This is a genomic window from Serpentinicella sp. ANB-PHB4 (genome assembly GCF_031432315.1).
Lineage (GTDB): Bacteria > Bacillota > Clostridia > Peptostreptococcales > Natronincolaceae > Serpentinicella.
Window position 1 is genome coordinate 139,304 of the sequence record NZ_JAVKGO010000003.1, and the last position, 23,555, is coordinate 162,858.

General features: G+C 32.7%; 25 protein-coding genes. 20 read left to right on the top strand and 5 right to left on the bottom strand.

The genetic code is table 11. The annotated features are described in order from the left end of the window. Positions 1-78: 78 nt before the first annotated feature. Both RH915_RS04250 and RH915_RS04255 read left to right on the top strand, forming a co-directional pair. Entirely contained in the window at positions 79-1,761 is a 1,683-nt protein-coding gene (locus tag RH915_RS04250; RefSeq protein WP_334307727.1) for a Na+/H+ antiporter NhaC family protein, read from the top strand. Between the two features lie 172 nt (positions 1,762-1,933). Continuing rightward, positions 1,934-2,593, top strand: coding sequence for a trimeric intracellular cation channel family protein (locus tag RH915_RS04255; RefSeq protein WP_310478115.1), 660 nt, complete (start codon positions 1,934-1,936; stop codon positions 2,591-2,593). Positions 2,594-2,675: 82 nt separating this feature from the next. Here RH915_RS04255 and RH915_RS04260 read toward each other — a convergent pair whose 3' ends face one another. Together RH915_RS04260 and RH915_RS04265 are read right to left on the bottom strand one after the other, a co-directional pair. Next, complete coding sequence (locus tag RH915_RS04260) at positions 2,676-4,025, bottom strand: YjiH family protein (RefSeq protein ID WP_310478116.1); 1,350 nt, start codon at positions 4,023-4,025, stop codon at positions 2,676-2,678. A 181-nt stretch (positions 4,026-4,206) separates the two neighbouring features. Continuing rightward, positions 4,207-4,629: a hypothetical protein gene (locus tag RH915_RS04265; protein ID WP_310478117.1), complete on the bottom strand. Its 423-nt coding sequence runs from the start codon at positions 4,627-4,629 to the stop codon at positions 4,207-4,209. 233 nt (positions 4,630-4,862) lie between these two features. Here RH915_RS04265 and RH915_RS04270 point away from each other — a divergent pair, with 233 nt between their 5' ends. From RH915_RS04270 to RH915_RS04285, 4 genes are all read left to right on the top strand, one after another. Next, positions 4,863-5,963 carry a type IV pilus modification PilV family protein gene (locus RH915_RS04270; RefSeq protein WP_310478118.1) on the top strand — a complete coding sequence of 367 codons (1,101 nt, stop codon included), beginning with the start codon at positions 4,863-4,865 and terminating at the stop codon, positions 5,961-5,963. Between the two features lie 180 nt (positions 5,964-6,143). Then, positions 6,144-6,404 carry a metal-sensitive transcriptional regulator gene (locus RH915_RS04275; protein WP_310478119.1) on the top strand — a complete coding sequence of 87 codons (261 nt, stop codon included), beginning with the start codon at positions 6,144-6,146 and terminating at the stop codon, positions 6,402-6,404. 91 nt (positions 6,405-6,495) lie between these two features. Then, complete coding sequence (locus tag RH915_RS04280) at positions 6,496-7,029, top strand: D-glycero-alpha-D-manno-heptose-1,7-bisphosphate 7-phosphatase (protein WP_310478120.1); 534 nt, start codon at positions 6,496-6,498, stop codon at positions 7,027-7,029. A 114-nt stretch (positions 7,030-7,143) separates the two neighbouring features. After that, positions 7,144-7,371 (top strand): glutaredoxin family protein, encoded by a 228-nt coding sequence (locus RH915_RS04285; protein WP_310478121.1) that lies wholly within the window; start codon positions 7,144-7,146, stop codon positions 7,369-7,371. A gap of 81 nt (positions 7,372-7,452) precedes the next feature. Here RH915_RS04285 and RH915_RS04290 read toward each other — a convergent pair whose 3' ends face one another. Further along, positions 7,453-9,267, bottom strand: a complete 1,815-nt coding sequence (locus RH915_RS04290; RefSeq protein WP_310478122.1) for a heme NO-binding domain-containing protein — start codon at positions 9,265-9,267, stop codon at positions 7,453-7,455. Between the two features lie 227 nt (positions 9,268-9,494). Here RH915_RS04290 and RH915_RS04295 point away from each other — a divergent pair, with 227 nt between their 5' ends. The 4 genes from RH915_RS04295 to RH915_RS04310 all read left to right on the top strand — a co-directional run bounded on the left by RH915_RS04295 (position 9,495) and on the right by RH915_RS04310 (position 11,829). Continuing rightward, entirely contained in the window at positions 9,495-9,692 is a 198-nt protein-coding gene (locus RH915_RS04295) for a hypothetical protein (protein ID WP_310478123.1), read from the top strand. Between the two features lie 12 nt (positions 9,693-9,704). Continuing rightward, complete coding sequence (trpS, locus tag RH915_RS04300; protein WP_310478125.1) at positions 9,705-10,721, top strand: tryptophan--tRNA ligase; 1,017 nt, start codon at positions 9,705-9,707, stop codon at positions 10,719-10,721. Positions 10,722-10,778: 57 nt separating this feature from the next. Further along, complete coding sequence (locus tag RH915_RS04305; RefSeq protein WP_310478126.1) at positions 10,779-10,961, top strand: alpha/beta-type small acid-soluble spore protein; 183 nt, start codon at positions 10,779-10,781, stop codon at positions 10,959-10,961. Between the two features lie 142 nt (positions 10,962-11,103). Continuing rightward, positions 11,104-11,829: a DUF881 domain-containing protein gene (locus tag RH915_RS04310; protein ID WP_310478127.1), complete on the top strand. Its 726-nt coding sequence runs from the start codon at positions 11,104-11,106 to the stop codon at positions 11,827-11,829. A gap of 40 nt (positions 11,830-11,869) precedes the next feature. Here the strand turns inward: RH915_RS04310 and RH915_RS04315 are convergent, their stop codons facing one another. After that, positions 11,870-12,697 carry a DegV family protein gene (locus RH915_RS04315; protein WP_310478128.1) on the bottom strand — a complete coding sequence of 276 codons (828 nt, stop codon included), beginning with the start codon at positions 12,695-12,697 and terminating at the stop codon, positions 11,870-11,872. A 729-nt stretch (positions 12,698-13,426) separates the two neighbouring features. Here RH915_RS04315 and RH915_RS11505 point away from each other — a divergent pair. The 8 genes from RH915_RS11505 (at position 13,427) to RH915_RS04360 (ending at position 19,390) form a co-directional block, all read left to right on the top strand. Further along, complete coding sequence (locus RH915_RS11505; protein WP_442985496.1) at positions 13,427-14,299, top strand: Rossmann-like and DUF2520 domain-containing protein; 873 nt, start codon at positions 13,427-13,429, stop codon at positions 14,297-14,299. Continuing rightward, positions 14,296-15,126, top strand: a complete 831-nt coding sequence (panB, locus tag RH915_RS04330; RefSeq protein ID WP_310478130.1) for a 3-methyl-2-oxobutanoate hydroxymethyltransferase — start codon at positions 14,296-14,298, stop codon at positions 15,124-15,126. The genes RH915_RS11505 and panB overlap by 4 nt, the downstream gene beginning before the upstream one ends. A 25-nt stretch (positions 15,127-15,151) precedes the next feature. After that, positions 15,152-16,009: a pantoate--beta-alanine ligase gene (gene panC / locus RH915_RS04335; RefSeq protein WP_310478132.1), complete on the top strand. Its 858-nt coding sequence runs from the start codon at positions 15,152-15,154 to the stop codon at positions 16,007-16,009. Beyond that, positions 16,000-16,383 (top strand): aspartate 1-decarboxylase, encoded by a 384-nt coding sequence (panD, locus tag RH915_RS04340; protein WP_310478134.1) that lies wholly within the window; start codon positions 16,000-16,002, stop codon positions 16,381-16,383. The genes panC and panD overlap by 10 nt, the downstream gene beginning before the upstream one ends. A 190-nt stretch (positions 16,384-16,573) precedes the next feature. Then, positions 16,574-17,257: a phosphoribosylaminoimidazolesuccinocarboxamide synthase gene (locus RH915_RS04345; protein WP_310478135.1), complete on the top strand. Its 684-nt coding sequence runs from the start codon at positions 16,574-16,576 to the stop codon at positions 17,255-17,257. Between the two features lie 122 nt (positions 17,258-17,379). Then, positions 17,380-17,976 carry an HD domain-containing protein gene (locus RH915_RS04350; protein ID WP_310478136.1) on the top strand — a complete coding sequence of 199 codons (597 nt, stop codon included), beginning with the start codon at positions 17,380-17,382 and terminating at the stop codon, positions 17,974-17,976. Between the two features lie 122 nt (positions 17,977-18,098). Continuing rightward, complete coding sequence (locus tag RH915_RS04355; protein WP_310478137.1) at positions 18,099-18,941, top strand: response regulator; 843 nt, start codon at positions 18,099-18,101, stop codon at positions 18,939-18,941. Then, the gene (locus RH915_RS04360) at positions 18,932-19,390 is read left to right on the top strand and encodes a chemotaxis protein CheX (RefSeq protein WP_310478139.1); all 459 of its coding nucleotides are present in this window, start codon (positions 18,932-18,934) and stop codon (positions 19,388-19,390) included. The genes RH915_RS04355 and RH915_RS04360 overlap by 10 nt, the downstream gene beginning before the upstream one ends. Before the next feature lie 37 nt (positions 19,391-19,427). Here RH915_RS04360 and phaZ read toward each other — a convergent pair whose 3' ends face one another. Continuing rightward, positions 19,428-20,462, bottom strand: coding sequence for an intracellular short-chain-length polyhydroxyalkanoate depolymerase (gene phaZ / locus RH915_RS04365; protein ID WP_310478140.1), 1,035 nt, complete (start codon positions 20,460-20,462; stop codon positions 19,428-19,430). A 494-nt stretch (positions 20,463-20,956) separates the two neighbouring features. On the opposite strand from phaZ, the gene RH915_RS04370 reads away from it, so the two are divergent. Both RH915_RS04370 and RH915_RS04375 read left to right on the top strand, forming a co-directional pair. Next, the gene (locus RH915_RS04370) at positions 20,957-22,306 is read left to right on the top strand and encodes a citrate/2-methylcitrate synthase (RefSeq protein WP_310478141.1); all 1,350 of its coding nucleotides are present in this window, start codon (positions 20,957-20,959) and stop codon (positions 22,304-22,306) included. 21 nt (positions 22,307-22,327) lie between these two features. After that, on the top strand, positions 22,328-23,545 hold the full coding sequence (locus RH915_RS04375; protein ID WP_310478142.1) for a cofactor-independent phosphoglycerate mutase: 1,218 nt from the start codon (positions 22,328-22,330) through the stop codon (positions 23,543-23,545). Positions 23,546-23,555: the final 10 nt, after the last annotated feature.

A 23,555-nucleotide genomic window follows, 5' to 3' on the forward strand; every position in this document is an offset into this window, starting at 1 on the left:
ACCTAAGATTGAACATAAAGAAGGAGAGAAATTAAATTGAAAAGAAAAATTACATTATTAAGTACGTTATTTATTTTAATGAGTACAGTTAGCATTTTTGCTACTGATCCATCCCCTGCAGAATTAAATGCAGAAAAATTTGGGCTATTGACAATACTACCACCACTTGTAGCCATTGTTTTAGCTTTTATTACGAAAAATGTAGTGATTTCCCTGTTTATTGGGGTATTTGCTGGGGCTTTTTTACTTGGATTAAATGATTATGGTGCCGTAGGTGCTATTTTTCAGGGGTTTGTGGGAATTGTAGGATATATCATCGACTCACTTGCTGACTCTTGGAATGCAGGAATTATACTTCAATGCTTAACAATTGGTGGATTAATCGCACTAATATCAAAAATGGGTGGTGCTAGGGCTGTTGCTGAATCCCTATCCAAAAGAGCAAAGACACCGAGAAGTGCTCAATTAATTACTTGGTTTTTAGGACTATTTATTTTCTTCGATGACTATGCCAACGCATTGATTGTGGGACCAATTATGAGACCAGTAACAGATAAGATGAAAATCTCGAGAGAACGCTTAGCCTTTGTCATTGATGCAACAGCAGCACCAATTGCGGGAATGGCACTTATTTCTACTTGGATTGGTTATGAAATTGGATTAATTAATGATGCATATGCCAGCATTGGACAAAATGTAAACGCTTATGGGGTATTTATTTCAACGATCCCTTATCGTTTTTATAACATTTTAATTCTGGCTTTCATCGTGATTACAGCAGTTCTTTTAAAAGAATTTGGACCTATGTATAAGGCGGAAAAGAGAGCAAGGCTATCAGGAAAGGTAACTTCACCAAATTCAAAACCAATGACATCTGAAGAAGGAACAGACTTAATGCCTAAAGCAGGGATTAAATTAAGCATATGGAATGCGATTGTACCAATTGCAGTTTTAATTGTGACAGCCTTTGCAGGATTCTATTATAATGGTTACTTAGCTTTAGCAGACGATCCAGAAGTGATTCAAATGATTAAAAATGCGCCGTTATCAATGGCAGCGATTAGAGAAACTTTTGGTGCATCTGATGCAAGTATTGTGTTATTTCAAGCTGCCTTAATTGGAAGTATCGTCGCTTTATTAATGGGTGTAAAACAAAAAATATTTACAATATCAGAGGGAATTGATACATGGATTCAAGGGATGAAATCCTTAGTAATTACAGGTGTTATTTTATTATTAGCTTGGTCATTATCGGGTGTAATTAGCGAATTGGGGACAAACGTATACTTAGTGTCTAGATTATCAGATTCATTACCTGCATTTTTATTACCTACAATCATATTTATCCTAGGTTCTGCAATATCCTTTGCTACAGGTACTTCCTATGGAACTATGGGAATATTGATGCCTTTAGCAATACCACTGGCATTTGCGATTAACCCAGATCAAGGATACGTGCTTATGAGTGTAGGAGCAGTATTAACAGGAGCAATTTTTGGAGACCACTGTTCACCAATTTCTGATACGACGATATTATCCTCCATGGGAGCAGATTGCGACCACGTCGATCATATTAAGACTCAAATTACCTATGCAATAACCGTTGGTTTAGTAACTGTGTTATTTGGTTACATTCCAGTAGGCTTAGGCGTACCAGTATATATTGTATTACCAGTTGCACTAGCTGTTATTTTTGCGATCGTTCATATATTTGGTAAATCAGTCGAAATGACTGACTTAAAAAAGGAAAGTGCACACTAATAATTAGATAAAAGGAAAGAAGCTGTTCTTTATAGGTTCAAACTGTTAAGGACAGCTCCTTTTATATTTGTTGTTAAGCATTTGCTTTAAAATAAGTAGTAGTATATATTGAGATAAATATCATATTATGATGTGATGAAATTGAATAAGAAATCATAAGGAGTTATGAAATATGGAATTTGCAGAGTTAATTATTCGGATTGCAGAAATTATCGGAACCGTTGCATTTGCAATTTCAGGTGTAGTAGTTGCAATTAAAAAAGAACTTGATTTTTTAGGGGCTATTGTGTTAGGCTCAATCACTGCTGTTGGGGGAGGTGCCCTTCGGGATGTTCTACTGGGTATGACACCGCCTGTAATGTTTCAAAATTATGTTTTTATAACAGTTGCTATTGCCACATCTAGTCTTGTATTTATAATTGAATACTACAAAGGGGAACTCCTTAATAATAAAAGGAATAACTACATGCAAATTATTAATATTTTCGATGCGATTGGACTAGGTATTTTTACAGTAGTAGGTGTAAATACTGCTATTACAAATGGACACAGTGAAAATTGGTTCTTGGTTATTTTTATAGGAGCACTAACCGGTGTTGGAGGTGGGATTTTTAGAGACGTTTTAGCAGGACGTGTCCCAATGGTACTTCACAAACAGATATATGCTTTAGCAGCAACTATAGGTGCTACACTAAATTATGTACTGTTTTACATCGGGCTGAATATAACATTAGCCATGTTTTCTGGCGCGTTGACAGTTATGTTAATACGTTTTCTGGCCAGTTACTATAAATGGAACCTACCAAAAGTAGCACTTAATAAATCCACATAGATTAATCATAAAAAGTAAAATGGAGGTTTATAAATGATAATTAAATCATTTATAAACCTCCATTTTTAAATATAACTAATTGTTAAAATATAATATGTGCTACTAAAGCAACGATTGGTAAAGTGATCAAAGTTCTTTGAATAAATATGATCACTAAGTCTTTAATAGAAACAGGAATTTTTGATCCTAATAACAAACCGCCGACTTCAGACATATATATAAGCTGTGTTACCGATACCGTAGCGATTACAAAACGAGTTAACTCACTTTCTATACTTGCGCCTATAACCGCAGGTAAGAACATATCTGCAAAACCAACTACTAAGGTTTGAGAAGCTTCCGCTGCTTCAGGGATACGTAATAAATTCAGTAAAGGAATAAAAGGCATTCCTAGCCAACTAAACACTGGGGTAAACTCAGCAATTATTACAGCAATTGTACCTAAGGCCATAACAATTGGCATAACACCAAACCACATATCTAATACATTTTTCATACCTAATTTTAAAAATTGAACTAATCCCATTTTTTTGCTAGCTTTTTCTACAGCTTGTTTTAGTCCCCAACTAAACGAGGAAAAACCAGTAGGAGCAGTTTCTTTAAATTGACGTGTTTCCGTATTGTAAAAAGTATCTTCCTTACGAGACAAAGGTGGTATACGTGGAATAATAATTCCTGCTACAACCCCTGACAGAATAATGGTTAAATAGTAAGGGGCAAATAAATGTTGTAAATTAACTTGCGCAAGAACAACTAAACTAAAAGTAATAGATACAGCGGAAAAAGTTGTTCCAATAACCGCTGCTTCTCTTTTTGAATAATAACCTTCTTCGTACTGTTTATTCGTTAAAATAACACCAATCGTCCCATCACCAAGCCAAGAGGCAACACAGTCGATTGAAGAACGACCAGGTAGGGTGAAGAGTGGTCGCATAATTTTGTTAAGTAATGCACCACATAGTTCAAGTAAACCAAATTCAAGTAATAGGGGTAAAAATATACCTGCAAATAAAAAGACTGCAAATAGTACTGGTAGTAAGTCTAATAATAGTAAGCCTCCAGTATATTCAAACCAAATCCATTCTGGTCCAACTTCTAATAAAGTGGATAGTGCAAACAAGGCACCAAGTACTCTAGTGATTAACCAAAAAGGAGAAACATTAAATAAGTTCTTTGCATAATCATTATTTAGAATAAAAGCTGGCTTCATAAATTTAGTAAAAATGCTAATCAATGCAGTAATTGATATTAAACCAGTAATAATGAAAGGTAGTGAGTCAGCCAAAAGATCTTCTACTAATCCTGAAAATAAAGCAACAGGAATTGTAATTTCACCTTGGAAAGAAATCGGAACCATAAATAGTATAATACCAATAATAGAAGGAACAATAAATCTCAGCAAACCATTGATGTTAATTTGATTATTTTTCATGTCAAAACTCCCTTTAAAAAACTTATAATTATTCAACAAAACTAATTTTAATACGTTTTGCATAAAAATGCAAGCGTTATTAATTAACAAAAATTATTAATAAAAATATATTTAAAACAGATTGATAAAAAGATAAAAAATCAGTCCAATATACTACTATACAGGTATACCGGACTGATTTTTAATTATTTTTTCTAATTGCTTTCTCTAAATCTCTTAATTCTTTTTGTAGCGCTTGATCAAATTCTTTTTGCATTTTTTCCTTAATATCATGAAGAATTTCTTCTTTTTCATCATCCATTTGTGCTGTTAACGATAATACTTCATTCTGAAGGGTTTGACGAGCGTTGTTTTTTAGCTCTGCCTCATAGTTATCTAACTCCTGAGCAATACTCATCTCAAAATCATCTATATGTTGTTTCAATTGAGCTTGGGCATCTTTACCATCCTTTTCTAAAGAAATATTTTCCGTATATGTAGTTTCAATAGCTTTAACACGGTTTCTAATCATTTGAAAAAGGTTGTTTTGTGAGGCAAAAACTCCAGATGTAAATGCAAAAATAAGAATAAGTGCTACTAATACAATTTTTGTACTTCTTTTCATTTAAACGCTCCTTTATTTAAAAAAATTACACAAAAATTATTATAGTTTAAATTTAGAACTAATTATAGAAGTAAAAGTTGGTGCGTTATTCATAATTTAAATGTATTGAGATAATTAAGCAATTAAATGCTACTTATAAAAATTTATGACTAAAATTATTAAAGTAAGAAATGTAGACAAGTCTTCTTAATAAACTAGAATAGGACTATTTTAAATTAAACTAGGAGGAAGACATGAATAGTTATCTTCGTAATGAAAATGGCGTTACATTGCCACTTATTTTAGTTATATTCGTTATTTTAAGTATATTATCTATGGCAATAATAAATATAAGCACTGCAGAGCATAGAGAGGTTGTTTATCAAGAAAATCAAATGAAGGCATACTATATAGCAAGATCAGGGGCAGAAGCAATAGCAGCAAAAATTATTAATGAACCTGAAGTACTAGAACATATATTAGGCAAGACTTCAAATCCAAGTACGATTTCCAATGGAGAACTCCTAGTTGAAGTAGAAGAAATTAATTTAAAAGATGAGCAAAAAATTAAAATAATAGCAAAAGGTACCGTACCAACTTCAAAGGGCTTAGTTAGTGATGAAGTTACAATAATTCTAAAAAGTATGTGCTCATATTCAGAGTTAAAACTTTTTGAACATGCTTTATATGTAAAGAATAAACTCGCGCTAAGTAATCACTCGGAAATACTCGGAGGGGATATTGCTATAAGTTCACAATATGACTCAGTTGAGATAAGAAATCATGCAAAAATCGAAAAAGAAATTATATATAATGTAAATACAGATTTAAATAAGCTACCAGAATATTTTTCTAGTGATTTTTTTGAATTTGGAATAAGCCCTGATGTAGAGATAAATACATTTCATGCAGGGGATTTTAATTTAGCTGGCAGTAATACGATTAATTTTAATACAGGTGAAAAAGGTAATGTTTTAAGAGTTTGGGTAGATGGGATTTTTAATATTTCAGGCAACGCTAAAATGAATATTCAAGGAGAAGGCGTATTAGAATTACATGCAACAGAAGTAAATATAGGAAATTGGACTTATGGACCAGAGCAAGCAACAACAATATTCTACATACGTGGAGATGGGAAATCAAGGCTTAGTAACCATAATGAAATAAAAAACACATATATCTATGCACCAAATGGGAAAGTAGAGGTATTTAATCATACCAATATGTCAGGTTCAATTTATGCAGATGAAATTGAAGTAAACGGGACTGTAACGTTTATACAATTAACTGGTGAACAATATTCTTTACTAGGAGAAACAGAAATATTAAAATATGAAATTGAAAAGTATGAATAGAATAAAATTTATAATTAGAAATAGATTTAGATATAAATAATAATAAAAAACTTAGTACTAGATAATAATATTCCTTAACTTGACAAATTTAGAATAGAAACGTATAATGAAATTATTATATCCCCTATACTACGGGGGTGTAATAATTTTATTATAAACTTTTTTATGGAAGTGATAATGATGGATAATAAACTAATTAAAAAAGACATGTTAACTCGCCTTAGAACTATTAAAGGACATATCCAAGGGATAGAAAATATGATAGAAGAAGACAAACCTTGCGAAAGTATTTTAATGCAAATTGCTGCTGTAAGATCCTCAATCGATAAGGTTGGAACAATAATAATTGAAGACCATGCAAAAGATTGCTTATTAAAGGACAACCTTACAAAAGACGAAGTAGATCAGCTATTAAAAACAGTTATAAAATTTACAAAATAAAGAAATATTAAAGATATATTTATGTATGTTTAGTAGCTACAGGAGAACAATATTAATATGAAAAATACCCTTTAAAAAAGTTGGTGTTGATATGAAAAAAGCAATTTTCTTTGATAGAGACGGTGTCTTAAACCGTAATGATACCCATGTAAATAAACCAGCGCAATTGGTTTTATACGATGGGGTAAAAGAAGCAATGAAAACAGCATGTAATGCTGGATTTGATTTGTTTGTCGTTACAAATCAAGGTGGTATTGAATTAGGGCATTTAAAAGAAAAAGATTTAAAAGAGATTCACAACTGTTTAGAAGCCCAATTAGAAGGGTATTGTAAAATAAAAGAGATTGTTCATTGTCCTGACTTTAAAAAGCCAAGTAAATGCAGAAAACCTGAACCAGGGATGATTTTGTATCTTGCAGAAAAGTATAATGTTGATTTAGAAAATAGCTGGATGATTGGTGATCGAGATACAGATATCACTGCAGGATTAAAAGCAGGTTGCAAAACTGCTAAAATTGGAAAAGTAGATAAAAGGGCAAATATCAATGAAAAAGCGATTAAAAGTGCTGAAAAAGAAGTAGACTTAGAAGCTATTATTAATAAAATTATAGAGAAGCACATATAATAGCTATTGGTACTTTAGGTTTTATATGGTATATTCATAATTGTTGAAAAACTCAACAAAAAAATTGATGATACTATATTAATATATAAATATACAAATAAGGAGGAATTTCATATGGCAAAGGAAGTTGTTGTTTTCACAAGTACTACATGCCCACATTGTTTTACAGCGAAGGACTATTTAACAGATAAAGGTGTAGAATTTGTAGAAAAGAATATTCAAAAAGATCCAGAAGCAAGAAAAGAATTAATGCAAAAAGGGATTATGGCAGTACCAGTAATTAAAATCGACGGTGAATTTATCGTTGGGTTTGACAAAGAAAAAGTTGAGCAACTATTATAATAATAAACCAATAAAAACAAGGCAGTCTCCTTTAATGAGACTGCCTTGTTTCTTTTCTTTTATAAGAAAGTGCTACTTTAATTATATTTGATATTTTTGTAATTCTTTTTTGAAGTTGTTTGTTAAAGTTTCTAAGGATGAAATATTCGTTGTAAGATCTTTAACCTTTTCAGAATACTGAGTAACCGTAGCACTCATTTCTTCCGAGGCAGCAGAGTTTTCCTCAGATATGGCAGCTAAAGAGTGAATATTCTGGATAACACCGGTTAATTTATTGGTTTCTGTGGATAATTGTTCAATTAACTTTACAATTATATTTGAAACACCAACAATTTCATTCGTGGATTTTTGATTATCCACGGTTACTCTTTCTAAGGTTGTATTACTTTCATCTAAGAAGTTATACTGAGTTTGTATTTCATTAACAAAGCCTTCAATTTGTTTTATAAAGAATAGTAGGTTTTGGTTAATTTCACTTACAGCATGCTTGGAGTCCTCAGCTAGCTTTCTAATTTCCTCAGCAACAACCGTAAATCCTTTGCCTGCTTCTCCAGCACTAGCCGCTTCAATAGCAGCATTTAATGCAAGTAGGTTTGTCTGGTCAGCTATTCCTTCAACAGTAGAACTGATTTCCATAATTTTATTCGCCTGCTCTGATAGGTCTTTACCTTGAGCGTTCACGTTAGCAAAATTATTTTTAACATCATTGATCATGCCAGTAACAGATTTTACATCGTTAAAGGAGACTTCTAAATTATTAATTGATGTTTCAAGTTGATTTTTACCTTCCGTTTCTTCTTCCACAATTTTATTTAAAGTTGTAATATATTCATCTAAAGTACCTACGGAGCGTTCTGTTTCTTCCGCTTGATGCGTTGCACTCATAGCTACTTCATGAACAACAGAAGCAATAGAATCGGATAATTCCTTCATGTTTTCAGCGATTAAAGAAAACTCATGAACAAAATTATTCATGTCGTCAGTACCGCCCTTTAGGAATAAAAAGTCTTTTTTAATTGTATCTTTTGCTTCATTTAACGCATTTAATAGATTTGTAATCGCATCTTGTGTTGTTGGTGTTGTTTTTGAGCCTAAGTCATAGTTTTTAAATTTATCTATTTCTTCATGGATGACTTTTGTTGGTTTAATTGCAATAACACCTGCAAGGTATGTAGCTACAAAACTTAAAATAGGGATACCTAGTTTGTAAGGTACACTTAAAGGCGTATCCATTAAAAATAAAACAGCTAAAAGCATTCCTGAAGGAATGAAGCTTATTTTAAAAGGAACGCTTTTAATAAAACCTAATCCTAGAAGATTTGAAGCTTTTGTTTTAAAAATCTGATCCGGAGATTTTTCTAACTTAATATTAACAACAACATAATTTTTACCGTCTTCCGTTGTGCCTGTTTCAATAATATCATAATCTAAAGATTCATTAAAAAATGCTGCACTACCCTCTAATAAACCATAGAAATAGTCGTACAATCCTCTGCTTGATACATATTTAATTTGAATTTCATTGGTACTTAATTCTTTTGATATTAAGCGAGGTGGATTAGCACCTTTAATCATTTTAGTTAGCTGTGTATGAACATCATCCATCATCATTAAGAAGCCTTTTAAACTATATCTTTCGAAGTAAGATGGAAACCATTTATGGAACGATTCAATATTTTGACGACCAACTTCCCGCCAGATTTCCTTAACCGGTTTATTTGTTATTTTAGAAATTTCGTTAAATACATTGAAAATCTCTTCATCTGGAATGTCCTGTAATGGTGTAATTACCCGTTCAGTATCCCAATTTACAGCATTTAAAGCTTTGTTGTAAATTTCAGTACCAAATATTTTTTCAAGACTATTTAACCAAGTTGAAACAACAGTACCTTTCATAAAAATTCACCCCTTTATTATTATTTATAATAGTAAGATTAAATGACATTAATATGTACACATTTACACCTGACCCGAAACACATACACACTACTATTCTATTAAAAATTATATCAAATAAGCGATAAAATAAAAAGAAATATATATGTAGCTTTGCATTTTTCCATAAAATAATTAAATTGTGTTATAATATGTATATTATATGACTAATGCAAGTAGGTGATTTTTTGAGTATTTTATTTAATCAAATTTTAAGTTTAATATTAGTTTTAGCACTTTTAGGTGTGCCAGTTGTAATCACCGTGTTATTACTACGTCATTTTTCAAAAAACAGTCCTGAGGCGGCTGTTGATAAGGATGATTATATTATTCAAAAAATAAGAGAACTTGAACAAAGGATTGAAGAACTAGAACAAAGGTTATAGGAAGGTGATATTATGACAACAGACAAAAGGGAAAATAATAAACAAAAGGTGATATTTAGTGGTGCTCAGCCTACGGGAAGTTTAACTTTAGGAAACTACATAGGTGCAATACAAAATTGGAAAGCTTTAGAGGACCAGTATGAATGCTATTACTCAATTGTTGACCTACATTCGTTGACGATTCGTCATGATCCAAAAGCATTTAGAAAATCTAATTTATCATTCTTAGCACAATTTTTAGCTAGTGGGTTAAACCCAAAGAAAAATGTTATATTTTTTCAGTCTCATGTGCCTCAACATGCTGAATTAGGATGGATATTAAATTGTAATGCTTATTTAGGTGAACTAAATAGGATGACACAATTTAAAGAAAAGTCTGAAACACACAAAGATAATATAAACGCTGGACTATTTACATATCCTGTACTACAAGCAGCAGACATCCTTTTATATAAAACGAATTTAGTGCCAGTTGGAGAAGATCAAAAACAACATTTAGAGTTATCTAGGGATATTGCTATAAGATTTAATAATACATATGGAAAAGTGTTCGAAGTACCAGAAATCCATATGACAAAAGTTGGCGGTAGAATTATGAGTCTTCAAGATCCTACGAAAAAAATGTCTAAGTCTGACGAAGATGCCAATGGTACCATATTCTTATTAGATGATGACAAAGTAATCATTAAGAAACTAAAACGTGCAGTGACAGATAGTGAGAATAAAGTTAACTTTAGAGATGAGCAGCCAGGAATTAAAAATTTAATGACCATTCATTCAAAACTATCCGGTATGTCAATGGAGCAAATTGAAAATGAATATGAAGGTAAAGGCTATGGTGCTTTTAAAAATGACATCGGTGAAATGATTGTTGAATATATACAACCTTTCAAAGAAAAGTACAATGAGTATATGACCAATGAAGACTACTTAGAAGCTATATACAAACAAGGGGCTGAACGAGCCAGAGAAAAAGCTGAAGCGACTATGAAAGTAGTAAGGAAAAAACTAGGCTTAGTTAAGTTTTAGTTTTAATTAGCATAATAAAATAATAAATACTCAATACTACTATTGAGGTGATTTATTATGTCAAATAGAAAAAATCCAGTTGTCCCTGAAGCAAAGCAAGCACTGAATTCTTTCAAAATGGAAATAGCAAAAGAGTTAGGTTTGGAAAATGAAACACCTGCAGGATATGTTGGTGGACAAATGGTAAAAAAAATGGTAGAAGAAGCGGAAAAGTCTTTAATACACCTAGGAAGATCATAATATCCTAGGTGTCTTTATATAGCAGAATGTGTACCATCTCACTAAATATTCCACCACTCTTTACTAATTGACTATTTGAAGTTAAAGGCTTATCATATTTATAAGGATATTCAATGGAATATAACATGGGGGAAGTGAGTTTTTGAAAAAAATTAGTAAAAAGTTAATGATTTTTCTACCCTTTACGCTATTAGGCCTAGGATTGGCTTTACATCTTGGAGAAATTGATAAAATAGACAATATAAATCCGGACAGGATTCAGGATCAAGTAATTATTACTACCGAAGTACAACAACAAGAAGTTGAAAATCTAACGAGAATAAATGATGATATAAAAGATAGAATCGCTGCTATTAATGAACAAATTGATGCATTTGAAGATGAAAGAGCCGCAGATAATATACTTTTACAGCAACTTAGGAATCAAGTAGAAAATACAAGACAGCAATTAGGTCATAGACCATTAGCTGGACCAGGGCTGACGATTACCCTAGAAGGAAAAAATGATGATAATATTGCCCATATCGTTGCCCAGAGAAGATTTTTATTAAATCTAGTGAATGAACTAAAAGCTTTTGGCGGTGAAGTGATATCAATTAATGGTGAGCGTATTACGGTGAGAAGCGATATTACGTTAGCAGGCAATCACATCAATATAAACTCGACTGCGATCGCTCCACCATATATAATAGACGTAATTGGAAATAAGACCCAGTTAAATCGTTATATAAAGTATCGCACAATTATCTTCGATCAAATGGAAGAAGAAGGTATAGAGTCTGAAATAATATTTTCTGAAGAAGTACAAGTACCTGCAATAACAAGAGAAAGACCTACTCAGTTTCTTCGTTTTGAAGAAGCAGAGTAGGTTTTATTTATAACTGGGGAGAGTATTTATTTTTAACTACCTAATATAAGTAACATATACCTAAGGCTTGTGGACCTAAATGGGCACCAACAACAGGACCAAGGGGGTCAATAGAAATTTCTGCTTCAGGGAACCTTGTGCTTATCATATTTTTTGTTTCAAATGCTTCTTCCTCGGCAAAAATATGACATATGCTTATTTTAAAAGCACTTTCAGGAATTTCATTGATCATTTTATCAATGGCTTTCTTCTTCCCTCTAACCTTTGCGATTCCTTCAAGTTTGCCATCAACTAAAGCGATGACAGGACGGATATTAAGAAGGTTAGCGAAAAAAGCACCAGTATTTGAAAGTCTACCACCTCTTTTAAGATACTCTAGTGTATCGACGGTTAAACATATGCCAGAACGTTTTTTTTGAGTCTCTATTCTTTCCACAATTTCTTTTCTACTATAGCCTTGGTCTGCCATCTCTAGTGCGATTTGCACAAAAGCTTTTAAATTAGAAGCAGTACTTTCGGAATCGATGATTGAAATTTTATTTTTATCTACAAACTGACCAGCGGTATGTGCACTACTATAAGTACCACTTAGCTTACTTGAAATGGTTAAAACAATAATTTCAACATCTTCATTTAATATCTCTTCATATACCTTAACAAATGCACCAACCGGAGGCTGAGATGTTGAAGGAAAATCTTGTGATGTTGCTAATCGATCAAAAAAGGTCTGGAATTCACCGACAAAACCCTCTTCAGTAACCTTATTTTCAAAATGAACGGATAGTGGCACCACGGTTATATTATGCTGCTGTATAAAGTCTTGATCCATATAGGAAGTACTATCTGTAACAATTTTAATTTTAGACATAATTAATCACTCCTTTAATTATATAAGATTATAATACCAGATACTAATATTAGATGCAAATAGTATTTGAATTATGCTTAAATCCAAATAGTAGAAGTTAATTTCCATTTAATAATATGGTGGTAATTTTTCAGTGATTTGCCTTCGCGCTGTGTAAGCGACTGACACAAAATTACTTTTGATCATCTGCTTATGAACGTGAGAAAGCTAGCATTAGTTTACCGATCAACAAGACTTACTGCTCCTGTTATTCTGACAGAGAGAAGAATCAGGTTTTGATTTTTTGTCAACAGACCCACTGTCTACTGACTTGCCGTTCGTGTCTGATGCTGAACAGAGTGAAGAATCTAGGGTTAGAAGAATTAGTCTTAGTTTGATCTATATCTAAAAAATTCCGGTCGATAAAAATAAAAATTGTCGGTCTTTAAAAATTATTGTAAAATTTATTATTGTTTTTAAAAAACACTTATGTTAGTATTGTTTTGTTGGATAGTATCTTTGAACTATACCATGTTTTTATTTTTGATTTTTAACTATTACAATTAAATATGATAAGGTTGCTCTGAGCCTAAAAGGACCGAGACAATGATATGTATAAGTAATGACCAATATGGATTTGTCATGCCTTTTTTTGAGATGCTCAGAAAGGGGCATTTTTAAATTTTTGATATAACAATTAATGTCCAGTTCAAATTATTACATCAGCTATAAAACAAAAGGAGAAAAAAGATGAATGTAGGGTTTATAGGTGCAGGAAAAGTTGGAAAGAGCTTTGGTATGTATTTAAAGAAAAAAGAAGTAGCGGTTGTTGGCTATTATAGTAGGAGTAAAACCTCAGCAGAAGAAGGTGCACAACTAACCAACTCAATGGCTTATGAAAACCCGAAAGATTTAATACAGGCCTGTGAGTTAATTATTATTACTACTCCTGACGATGTAATAGAAAGTGTATGTAAATCCCTTGCAGACAATTACGGCTTTAAAAAGAATCAGATGGTGGCACATATGAGCGGAGCAACCAACTCTGATATTTTAGTAAGTGCTAAAAAGCAAGGAGCATATACATATTCCATTCATCCACTACAGGCCTTTGCAGACGTAGACAAAGCGGTTCAGGATCTAAAGAACACCCCCTTTGGAATAGAAGGGCATTATGAAAAACTAGAAGACATAAAAAACCTATTAGAAAAGTGTGGGAATGAATATTTTACAATTGATAAAGATGACAAAGTATTATACCATGCTACAGCTTGCGTAGTGTCTAACTATTTAGTTACAGTAATGAATGTTGGGACGACACTTTTAAAAACAATTGGTATAGATGAAGAAAAGGGATTTAGTGCTTTATTACCATTAATACAAGGTAGTTTAGATAATGTAAAGAAATTTGGACCTGCAAAAGCTTTGACGGGACCTATTGCTAGAGGCGATGTTAATACTATCCATCATCATCTGCAAGAAATTGAACGAAAAATACCTGAATTAGAAAATGTCTATCGATCATTAGGTAAAGAAACGATTAAATTAGCAGAGTTAGAAAAACTAAAGAATAAAGACAGTCTAGCAATGTTACATCAATTAATGGAAAGAGGGATGAAATGAATAAATTCACAACAGCATCTTTTTTAAAAGCAAAGGCAGAAGGTCATAAAATATCAATGCTTACAGCCTATGATTATTCCATGGCAAAGCTTGTTGATGAAGCAGGAGTAGATAGTATATTAGTTGGCGACTCATTAGGAATGGTTGTTTTAGGCTATGAAAATACCCTTCAAGTAACGGTTGACGACATTATACATCATTGTAAAGCTGTTGCTCGAGGCACAAAACGCGCATTAGTTATTGCAGATATGCCATTTTTGTCGTATCATGTCAGTGTAGAGGATACAGTACGAAATGCAGGAAGAATGATTCAAGAAGGGCAAGCCCACTGTGTTAAACTGGAGGGTGGAGCAGAAGTAATTGATAAAGTTGAAGCGATAGTAAAAGCTCAAATTCCAGTAATAGGACATTTAGGCCTAACGCCACAATCTGTTAATATAATGGGTGGATTCAAAGTACAAGGTAAAAGTGAAGCACAGGCGAAAAAAATTATAGAAGATGCTAAATTACTTGAAAAGGCTGGAGCTTTTGCAGTTGTTTTAGAGTGTGTTCCAGAAAAACTTGCAAAAATTATAACAGAAAGTATTAATATACCAACAATCGGAATAGGTGCAGGAAAGCACTGTGATGGACAAGTATTAGTAACACAAGATATGCTTGGAATGTTTAGTGATTTTGTACCTAAGTTTGTTAAGCAATATAGTGAAGTAGGAATCAGCATACAAGAAGGTGTGAAGGCATATATAGATGAGATACAAACAGGGGCGTTTCCTGAAGAAAAGCATACCTTTAAGATTGATGAAGAAACATTAAAAAAGTTATACTAAACTAAACAAAAGGCAGGTAAAAATAATGCAAATTGTTTCTACTGTGGAAGCATTAAGAAAAATTATTAAGTCAAAAAAATCTGAGGGAAAATCCATTGGGTTTGTGCCAACTATGGGATTCCTACATGAGGGACACCTATCCCTTATCAAAAGAGCGAAAGCAGAAAATGATTTTGTAGTTGTAAGTGTTTTTGTAAATCCAACTCAGTTTGGACCAAATGAAGATTTAAGTGTTTACCCAAGAGACTTAGAGCGAGATACCGAGTTATCTGAAAAAAGTGGTGCTGATTTAATTTTTCACCCAACAGTGGAAGTCATGTATCCAGAGGGATCAAAAACCACCGTCAATGTAACAGATATTACCGAGAAACTGTGCGGTGCTTCAAGACCAGGGCATTTTCAAGGGGTAACAACGGTAGTGACAAAGCTCTTTAATATTGTTTCTCCTCATAGGGCCTATTTTGGAGAAAAAGATGCACAACAATTAGCAGTTATTCAAAAGATGGTAGAGGACCTAAACATGGATATCGAAGTAGTACCCTGTCCAATCGTTAGGGAAAAAGATGGCTTAGCAATGAGCTCAAGAAATGTAAACCTTACCGAGGAAGATAGAAAAGCAGCATTGGTTTTATCAAAAAGTTTGATGGCTGCAAAGGAAATGATTGAACAAGGTGAGAAAAAAGTAGATGTAATATATGAAACGGTTAAATCAGTGATTGAATCAGAAAATAAAGTTGAAATAGATTATATCGAAATTGTAGATGGTGTAACCTTAGAAGCCATTGATGAAATCGAAGGAAAAGTTTTAATTGCTTTAGCAGCTAAAGTTGGTAAAGTTAGATTAATAGATAATATTATTATAGGGGGACAAAAATGTTGTTAAATATGTTTAAATCAAAGTTACATCGTGCAACAGTGACGCAAGCTGACTTAAATTATGTAGGTAGTATTACGATTGATGAAGACTTGATGGATGTAGCAAAAATATTACCAAATGAAAAAGTTCAAATCGTAAACAATAACAATGGTGCAAGATTTGAAACCTATGTAATTAAAGGTGAAAGAGGAAGCAAAACCATTTGTTTAAATGGTGCAGCTGCAAGATTAGTTCAACCAGGAGATCAAGTAATTATCCTATCATACTGTTGGTTAAGTGAAGAAGAAGCAAAAACATTTGAGCCAAGAGTTGTCATTATGAAAGAAGGAAACGAAATACAATCTGTAGATTACAAAGAGTACCATGGAGAAACAGTTTAATTTAATTATTATGAAAACCTAGCAATTGTGGCGCTAGGTTTTTTTGTATGTATCTATTCATGAAAATTATAATTTCTGCAACTGATATAAGCAGTAGTTATACCTCGTAATAAAATGTTGATAATTGCTTTAATATATCTATTCATGTATAATTATTAATTATTAAAACAAGGAAAGGAAGTGCAATAACATGAAACTAGTGTATTCTGGTAAAACGAAAGATGTTTATGCATTAGAAAGTGGAAATTACCTCCTAAAATTTAAAGATGACGTAACAGGGGAAAATGGTGTTTTTGATCCAGGAGCGAATACTGTTGGACTAACTATTGAAGGGGCAGGTAAAGCAGGGCTTAAATTAACAAAATTCTTTTTTGAAACTTTAAAAGAAAAGGGCATCCCTACGCATTACATAGATGCAAATATTGAAGAAAATACAATGACTGTAAAACCAGCTACTGTTTTTGGCGAAGGATTAGAAGTCATTTGTCGCTTTAAAGCTGATGGAAGTTTTCTACGTAGATACGGAAAGTATGCAGAAGTAGGACAGTCCCTGGACGCTTTTGTAGAAGTAACATTGAAAGATGACGATCGTTTAGACCCACCAATTAATGAGGATGCACTAGACATGTTAGGAATACTTTCTTTAGAAGAATATCAAGAATTAAAGAAACTGACAAAAGAGATTGCGGGTATAGTAAAAGATGAATTAAGCAACAAAGGTATTGAGCTACATGACATAAAATTTGAGTTTGGTAGAGATCAAGAAAATCAAATTATTTTAATCGATGAAATCTCCGGTGGTAATATGCGTACCTATAAAAATGGCGTCTATATAGAACCTTTAAAATTAGAAAAAATGATGCTACAAGATTAATTAAAATACGCCTTTTAATATAGGCGTGTTTTTATTATCTTGGAGAAGTATATGAAAAAGATACTATATCCTTACACCTTGAAGCGTTGAAATGACATCTATATTTTGAAAGGAGCAGACATATGAATTTTGAGCATTTAGAAAAACAAATGAAGTTTATTATAGAAATAGATAAGCTAAAAAGTATTTATAGACAAACATTGCTAATAGATCAATCTAGACACGAAGGAGATGCAGATCATTCATGGCATTTAGCCATGATGGCAATGACTTTAAAGGAACATGCTAACTTTGAACATATAGACATTTTAAAAGTAATTAAAATGGTGCTAATCCATGACATTGTTGAAATAGATGCAGGGGATACTTTTTGTTATGACGAAGTAGGATATCAGGATAAAAGGGATCGAGAAGTAAAAGCTGCAAAGCGTATCTTTGGAATTTTACCAGAAGAGCAAACAAAAGAAATGTGGGATTTATGGGAAGAATTCGAAGAAATGGCGACCCCAGAATCAAAGTTTGCAGCTTCGTTAGATCGTTTACAACCAATACTTAATAACTATTTTACCGAAGGTGCTGCATGGAAAAAGCATAATATTAAACTAAGTCAAGTTATTAAAAAAAATGGACATATAAAAGATGGGGCACCGGCACTGTGGTCGTATGTTGAGAAGCTATTAAATTCTGCAGTAGAAAAAGGTTATTTAATTAATGGATAATGAAGTCTATATATTGTTAAAACATAAACAGGAAGATCACGCAATTCTATATTGATTTATATAACAAGAAACGTGTACAATATATTTAAAGCGTAAATACTTACAATAAAGGGGGAAACGTGATGAAAAAAGTGCTGATCGTAGATGACTCACCATTTTCTAGGAGTATTTTAACGGATGTTTTAGAAGAAAATGGTTTTGAAGTTGTGGGAGAAGTAGAATCTCCATCAGAATTAATTCGTACATATACGGAAACAGATCCTGATTTTGTAACAATGGATATCGCTATGCCAGAAAAAGATGGTTTTGAATGTACAGAAATGATTATGAATCACGATCCCAATGCAAAAGTTATTATGGTTAGTTCCATGAAAGATGAAAGCGTTATAAAAGATGCAAAAGCTGTAAAGGCAGTGGGTTTTGTCCAAAAACCAGTAGATGCAGAAGAACTATTAGAAACAATACAATTTGTATTTGGTAAAGAAGAAATATTTAAAGAACTACAAAAACACTATGTGAATGGTTTTACTGAAGCACTGGAAAATGGCATTGTTAAAATGACCAAAACAACTACGGATATCCAAGAAGTTGACTTTAGAACGCAGTCAAAGGGAGTATCAATTGTTTGTGGCATCATCGGTAAGTACTCTGGCAGAATGATCCTTGATATGGATTACGAAACCGCTGAAAACTTATCAATTAAACTATATAAAAAAGATGTAAAGGATAAAGTAATGCAAATAGTTGCGGAGTTTTCAAATGTAGTATGTGGCAATGCCTGCTCAATACTAAACAAGAAAAACAAAACCTTTGCATTGCGAGTAGCACCACCAACGATTTTTCATGGAGAAAAGCTAAATATATCAACACCACTTATTCAATCAAAAACAATACAAGCACAAACAGAATTTGGAGAAATTGTGTTAAATGTTGGTTTTACCCGGGGGGATGAAGAATGGACGTAAAAATAATTAACCCTTTCATAGAAGCATTTAATAATGTATTGCCCCAATTAGGGTTTGCAAAAGTTTCAAAGGGTGCAATGACTGTAAAAAGTTCCGATCTTCAAGGTAATGGAGTAATGGCAATAGTTGGGCTGGTTGGTGACGTAAAAGGAAATGTCATTTATTCTATGAATTTCGATAATGCCAAAGGAATTGCATCAAAAATGATGATGGGCATGCCTGTAGAAAACTTTGATGATATGGCACAAAGCGCTATATCTGAGCTATCAAATATGCTCACAGGTAATGCTAGTATAAATCTATCAGAATTAGGAACAACTGTTGATATATCAACACCTACCCTGATATACGGTGAAGGACTCAAGGTTAAAGCAAAGGCATCGAAGGTACTTTGTGTAGAAATTATAGCAGATGATGCAAAATTAGACTTAAATATTGCTTTTGAATAACAAAATGCGACCAAAAGGTCGCATTTTTTAAATCTATTTAGATAAACCCAATAATTAAATAAATAAGATTGTCTAACTCATCAACTAAAGGGGTATGCCCGCTATTATCAAGGTAAACTAGTTTTGCATTGTCTCCAATTCCTCTTTGTGTAGCAATGGACATTTCTTCAGATATAATCTTATCTTTTCTTCCATGTATAATAAGTGTTGGCATTGTTATTTTGTCAACTTCACCAGTACCATTTACAATACCGTTATGTTCATTAGAAATGTTAAAATGAATTAACGCATAATTTATATCCACGAGGTTTTGTTGCTTGATCATTTCTTCAATATAAGCATCATACCTGTCAGGGTCCGGTTTCTTAACATTGTACAATGACAGATCAGCTATTTGTTTGAGTACCCATTTGTTTCTAGAATAACATGCATTCAAAAACATTCGAACATCATTTTCAATCATATGTTTAGATAGATAAGCAGAGGGTGGTGTATTTGTAAAATTAGGGAATAGCGTGTTGCTTAAAAAATTACTATGACAAAAAGTATATCCTTTCATACTTGATGATGAAAGTAAAATTAATTTCTCTACTCTTTTACTATAATCTGCGGCAAATTGCATTGCTACTGCACCGCCAGCAGACCAACCTACTAATACAGCCTTATCTATACCTATGCAATCCATAAACAAATTAATATCTTCTGATAAATCCTTAATAGAATATATGGACTTTCGATAGGTTGAAATACCAAAACCCCGTAGGTCAATTGCGAACACTTTGTAATCCCCTGGCATATTCTCCATGAGAAGATCCCAGTTTTTTGAGGAACTCATATTACCATGGAGTAAAATAAGGGTCTGTTTTCCAGATCCCGATTCTCTATACCCCAAAGTTTCACCATTTGAAAGTTTAATCTTTTTAAGTGTAATATTATTAAATTTATATTTTGTACGTTCTTTTTGTGTATGTAAAGGAACGGTCGAATGAACGATGGTTTCGTAAAGATCTGTATAGATTCCTATACTCTTATAGCTAACATCACAGAGTGCTTTTAAAATATTTGTCGACATAACATTTCTCCTCCTAACTAAGAGATATACCTCGAATGTCGATTCATTGTTATATTAATTAAATTTTATCAAAAAATATCAACTTTTGGAAGTATTTATTATTTTTATTATAAAGTCACTATTAGTATGGAGTAATGTCATTAATAAAAACAATATAATAAAAGGCAATATTAGATTAAATTAGAAGTAAGAAAAAATAGAAAAATTAAAAAATTCAAATTAATCTATTAACTAGGGTTTAAATTAATCTTTATTTTTGATAAAATGAAATTTATAATAATTAAAATTTCATTTTCGAAATTTCAAAGAAAAGTTGAATATATCAACTAAATTGTCTAAAACAACGATAAAGTAATTTAAAACTGCATAAAGAATTATATTTAAATAGTGGGTAATTTGAAATTATTAATTAAACTCTTTCATTTTTTAACAATGTGAAATTAATAACAAAAATATTATAGATACATTTAGTAAATATAAGGGGGCATGGTTTAATGGATGAATTTAAAAGTCAAATAGATAATTTAGCCACATTAGCAGGGAAGAATAATTGTATAAAACCAGAACTACACAGTAAGTACAACACAAAAAGAGGACTTAGAAACAATGATGGAACTGGCGTACTCATAGGACTAACGGAAATTGGAGAAGTATCTGGATATAACTATGAAGATGGTAAAAAACTTCCTAAAGAAGGTGAATTATACTATCGAGGATATGAAGTGAGTGAGCTAGTAAAAGGGTATCGAAAGGAAAAAAGGTTTGGTTTTGAAGAAGTATGTTACCTTTTATTATTTGGTGAATTACCTTCTAAAGAACAATTGAATAGCTTTGAAGAGATGCTAGCAGAATATAGATGTTTACCTAATGGGTTTACAGAAGATATGATTTTAAAAGCACCAAGCTCAGATATTATGAATAAGCTTGCTCGAAGCGTATTAACATGTTACTCTTATGATGATAATCCTGACGATATAGGTATAGCTAATGTGCTTCGTCAGTGTGTGGAGCTAGTTGCTCGGTTCCCTACCATGGCGGCTTATGGGTATCAAGCAAAAGCACATTTTTACGATAATCAAAGTTTATTTATTCACTTACCACAGAAAAATTTAAGCACAGCAGAAAATTTTCTTCATTTAATTCGTCCAGGAAATCAATATACAGAATTAGAAGCAGAAATTTTAGATTTAAATTTAATTATTCATGCTGAGCATGGTGGTGGAAATAACTCCGCCTTTACTACCCATGTTGTTTCATCAACAGATACGGATACTTATTCAGCTGTTGCAGCTGCAGTAGGTGCCCTTAAAGGACCAAAACATGGTGGTGCAAACATAAGGGTAATGCGTATGATCGAAGACATAAAGAAAAATGTTCCAAACTGGAGTAATGAAAAGGCATTAGAAGATTATTTAGCAAAAATTGCACGAAAAGAAGCTTACGATCAATCAGGCTTAATATACGGAATTGGGCATGCGGTATATACAGACTCAGACCCCCGGGCAGTTTTATTAAAATCAAAGGCCCATGAGTTAGCAAAAGAAAAGGGAATGGAAGAAGAATTAGAACTTTACGTTAATATTGAAAAATATGCTCCCGGTGTATTAGCCGATGTAAGAGGGATAAAAGATGTTAGAACGGCTAATGTCGATTTTTACTCAGGTTTTGTATATACAATGTTAAATATACCTATGGAGTTATATACACCTTTATTCGCAGTGGCACGAATACCAGGATGGTGTGCCCATCGTTTAGAAGAGTTAGTGAGTGGTGGGAAAATTATTCGACCCGCATATAAAAATGTATCAGAAAAAAGAAACTATGTTTTATTAGAAGACAGATAATGCATAAAGGAGAGGGTTATTTTGAAATATGTTGTTGTACTAGGGGATGGAATGGCAGACTTTAAAGTAGAGGCACTAGGGAATAAAACGCCATTACAGAGTGCAAACATTCCAACTATTGATTATATGGCAAACTATGGAGAGCTTGGTCTGGTGCAAACTGTTCCAGAAGGCATGCCACCAGGCAGTGACACTGCAAATCTATCCGTTATAGGTTACGATCCAAAAACATATTATAGTGGACGCTCGCCCTTTGAAGCTGCAAGTATGGGTGTAGAACTTAAAGATACAGATGTAACTTTTAGATGTAATTTAGTCACTTTGTCAGAAGAGGTAGAGTATAAAGATAAAAAAGTAATCGACCATAGTGCCGATGAAATTACGACTGAGGAAGCGAAGGTTTTAATTCTAGCTGTTTCTGAACATTTAGAGTCAGAAGGAATAAAATTTTATCCTGGTATTAGCTACAGACACTTAGTGCTATGGGATAACGGACCTTACGAATGGGATCTGACGCCACCCCATGATATTATTGGAAAAAGTGTTGGCGAATATTTACCGAAGGGAACAAAGTCGGAAATTTTCACAGAAATGATGATAAAAAGTAGTGAATTTTTATCAAAGCATCCAATTAACCAAGATCGAGTAAAACGTGGTTTAAATCCAGCTAACTCAATATGGATTTGGGGTGAAGGAAAAAAACCATTACTAACACCTTTTGATGAGAAACACGGATTAACCGGTTCCGTAATTTCTGCAGTTGATTTAGTAAAAGGTATTGGTTTGTGTGCAGGCCTAGATTCTATTGACGTTGAAGGTGCTACAGGAAATATACATACGAACTTTATTGGTAAGGCACAAGCAGCCCTCGATGAATTAGCAAAAGGAAAAGACTTTGTTTATGTACATTTAGAAGCACCAGATGAATGTGGACATAGACAAGAAATAGAAAATAAGGTAAAATCTATAGAGTTGATAGATCAAAATGTGGTAAAGGTAATCAAAGATGGACTAGAAAAAATGGGTGAAGATTATAAAATACTTATTCTTCCTGATCATCCAACACCTTTAGCATTAAGAACACATACTTCTGATCCAGTACCCTTTGTTATTTATGAAAACAGTGAAAAAACTTATGACGCAGACCATGTATATGACGAATTTAGCGCAGAGGCAACAGGGGTGTTTTTCGATCAAGGGTATAAACTAATGGACTATTTTTTAAAAGACAACAATTGAATTGATTGAG

Excerpts from the sequence above, each read along its gene's own strand:
- RH915_RS04250 (WP_334307727.1), top strand. The coding sequence starts at position 79 with ATGAGTACAGTTAGCATTTTTGCTACTGATCCATCCCCTGCAGAATTA.
- RH915_RS04255 (WP_310478115.1), top strand. The coding sequence starts at position 1,934 with ATGGAATTTGCAGAGTTAATTATTCGGATTGCAGAAATTATCGGAACC.
- RH915_RS04260 (WP_310478116.1), bottom strand. The coding sequence starts at position 4,025 with ATGAAAAATAATCAAATTAACATCAATGGTTTGCTGAGATTTATTGTT.
- RH915_RS04265 (WP_310478117.1), bottom strand. The coding sequence starts at position 4,629 with ATGAAAAGAAGTACAAAAATTGTATTAGTAGCACTTATTCTTATTTTT.
- RH915_RS04270 (WP_310478118.1), top strand. The coding sequence starts at position 4,863 with ATGAATAGTTATCTTCGTAATGAAAATGGCGTTACATTGCCACTTATT.
- RH915_RS04275 (WP_310478119.1), top strand. The coding sequence starts at position 6,144 with ATGGATAATAAACTAATTAAAAAAGACATGTTAACTCGCCTTAGAACT.
- RH915_RS04280 (WP_310478120.1), top strand. The coding sequence starts at position 6,496 with ATGAAAAAAGCAATTTTCTTTGATAGAGACGGTGTCTTAAACCGTAAT.
- RH915_RS04285 (WP_310478121.1), top strand. The coding sequence starts at position 7,144 with ATGGCAAAGGAAGTTGTTGTTTTCACAAGTACTACATGCCCACATTGT.
- RH915_RS04290 (WP_310478122.1), bottom strand. The coding sequence starts at position 9,267 with ATGAAAGGTACTGTTGTTTCAACTTGGTTAAATAGTCTTGAAAAAATA.
- trpS (WP_310478125.1), top strand. The coding sequence starts at position 9,705 with ATGACAACAGACAAAAGGGAAAATAATAAACAAAAGGTGATATTTAGT.
- RH915_RS04305 (WP_310478126.1), top strand. The coding sequence starts at position 10,779 with ATGTCAAATAGAAAAAATCCAGTTGTCCCTGAAGCAAAGCAAGCACTG.
- RH915_RS04315 (WP_310478128.1), bottom strand. The coding sequence starts at position 12,697 with ATGTCTAAAATTAAAATTGTTACAGATAGTACTTCCTATATGGATCAA.
- RH915_RS11505 (WP_442985496.1), top strand. The coding sequence starts at position 13,427 with ATGAATGTAGGGTTTATAGGTGCAGGAAAAGTTGGAAAGAGCTTTGGT.
- panB (WP_310478130.1), top strand. The coding sequence starts at position 14,296 with ATGAATAAATTCACAACAGCATCTTTTTTAAAAGCAAAGGCAGAAGGT.
- panC (WP_310478132.1), top strand. The coding sequence starts at position 15,152 with ATGCAAATTGTTTCTACTGTGGAAGCATTAAGAAAAATTATTAAGTCA.
- panD (WP_310478134.1), top strand. The coding sequence starts at position 16,000 with ATGTTGTTAAATATGTTTAAATCAAAGTTACATCGTGCAACAGTGACG.
- RH915_RS04345 (WP_310478135.1), top strand. The coding sequence starts at position 16,574 with ATGAAACTAGTGTATTCTGGTAAAACGAAAGATGTTTATGCATTAGAA.
- RH915_RS04350 (WP_310478136.1), top strand. The coding sequence starts at position 17,380 with ATGAATTTTGAGCATTTAGAAAAACAAATGAAGTTTATTATAGAAATA.
- RH915_RS04355 (WP_310478137.1), top strand. The coding sequence starts at position 18,099 with ATGAAAAAAGTGCTGATCGTAGATGACTCACCATTTTCTAGGAGTATT.
- RH915_RS04360 (WP_310478139.1), top strand. The coding sequence starts at position 18,932 with ATGGACGTAAAAATAATTAACCCTTTCATAGAAGCATTTAATAATGTA.
- phaZ (WP_310478140.1), bottom strand. The coding sequence starts at position 20,462 with ATGTCGACAAATATTTTAAAAGCACTCTGTGATGTTAGCTATAAGAGT.
- RH915_RS04370 (WP_310478141.1), top strand. The coding sequence starts at position 20,957 with ATGGATGAATTTAAAAGTCAAATAGATAATTTAGCCACATTAGCAGGG.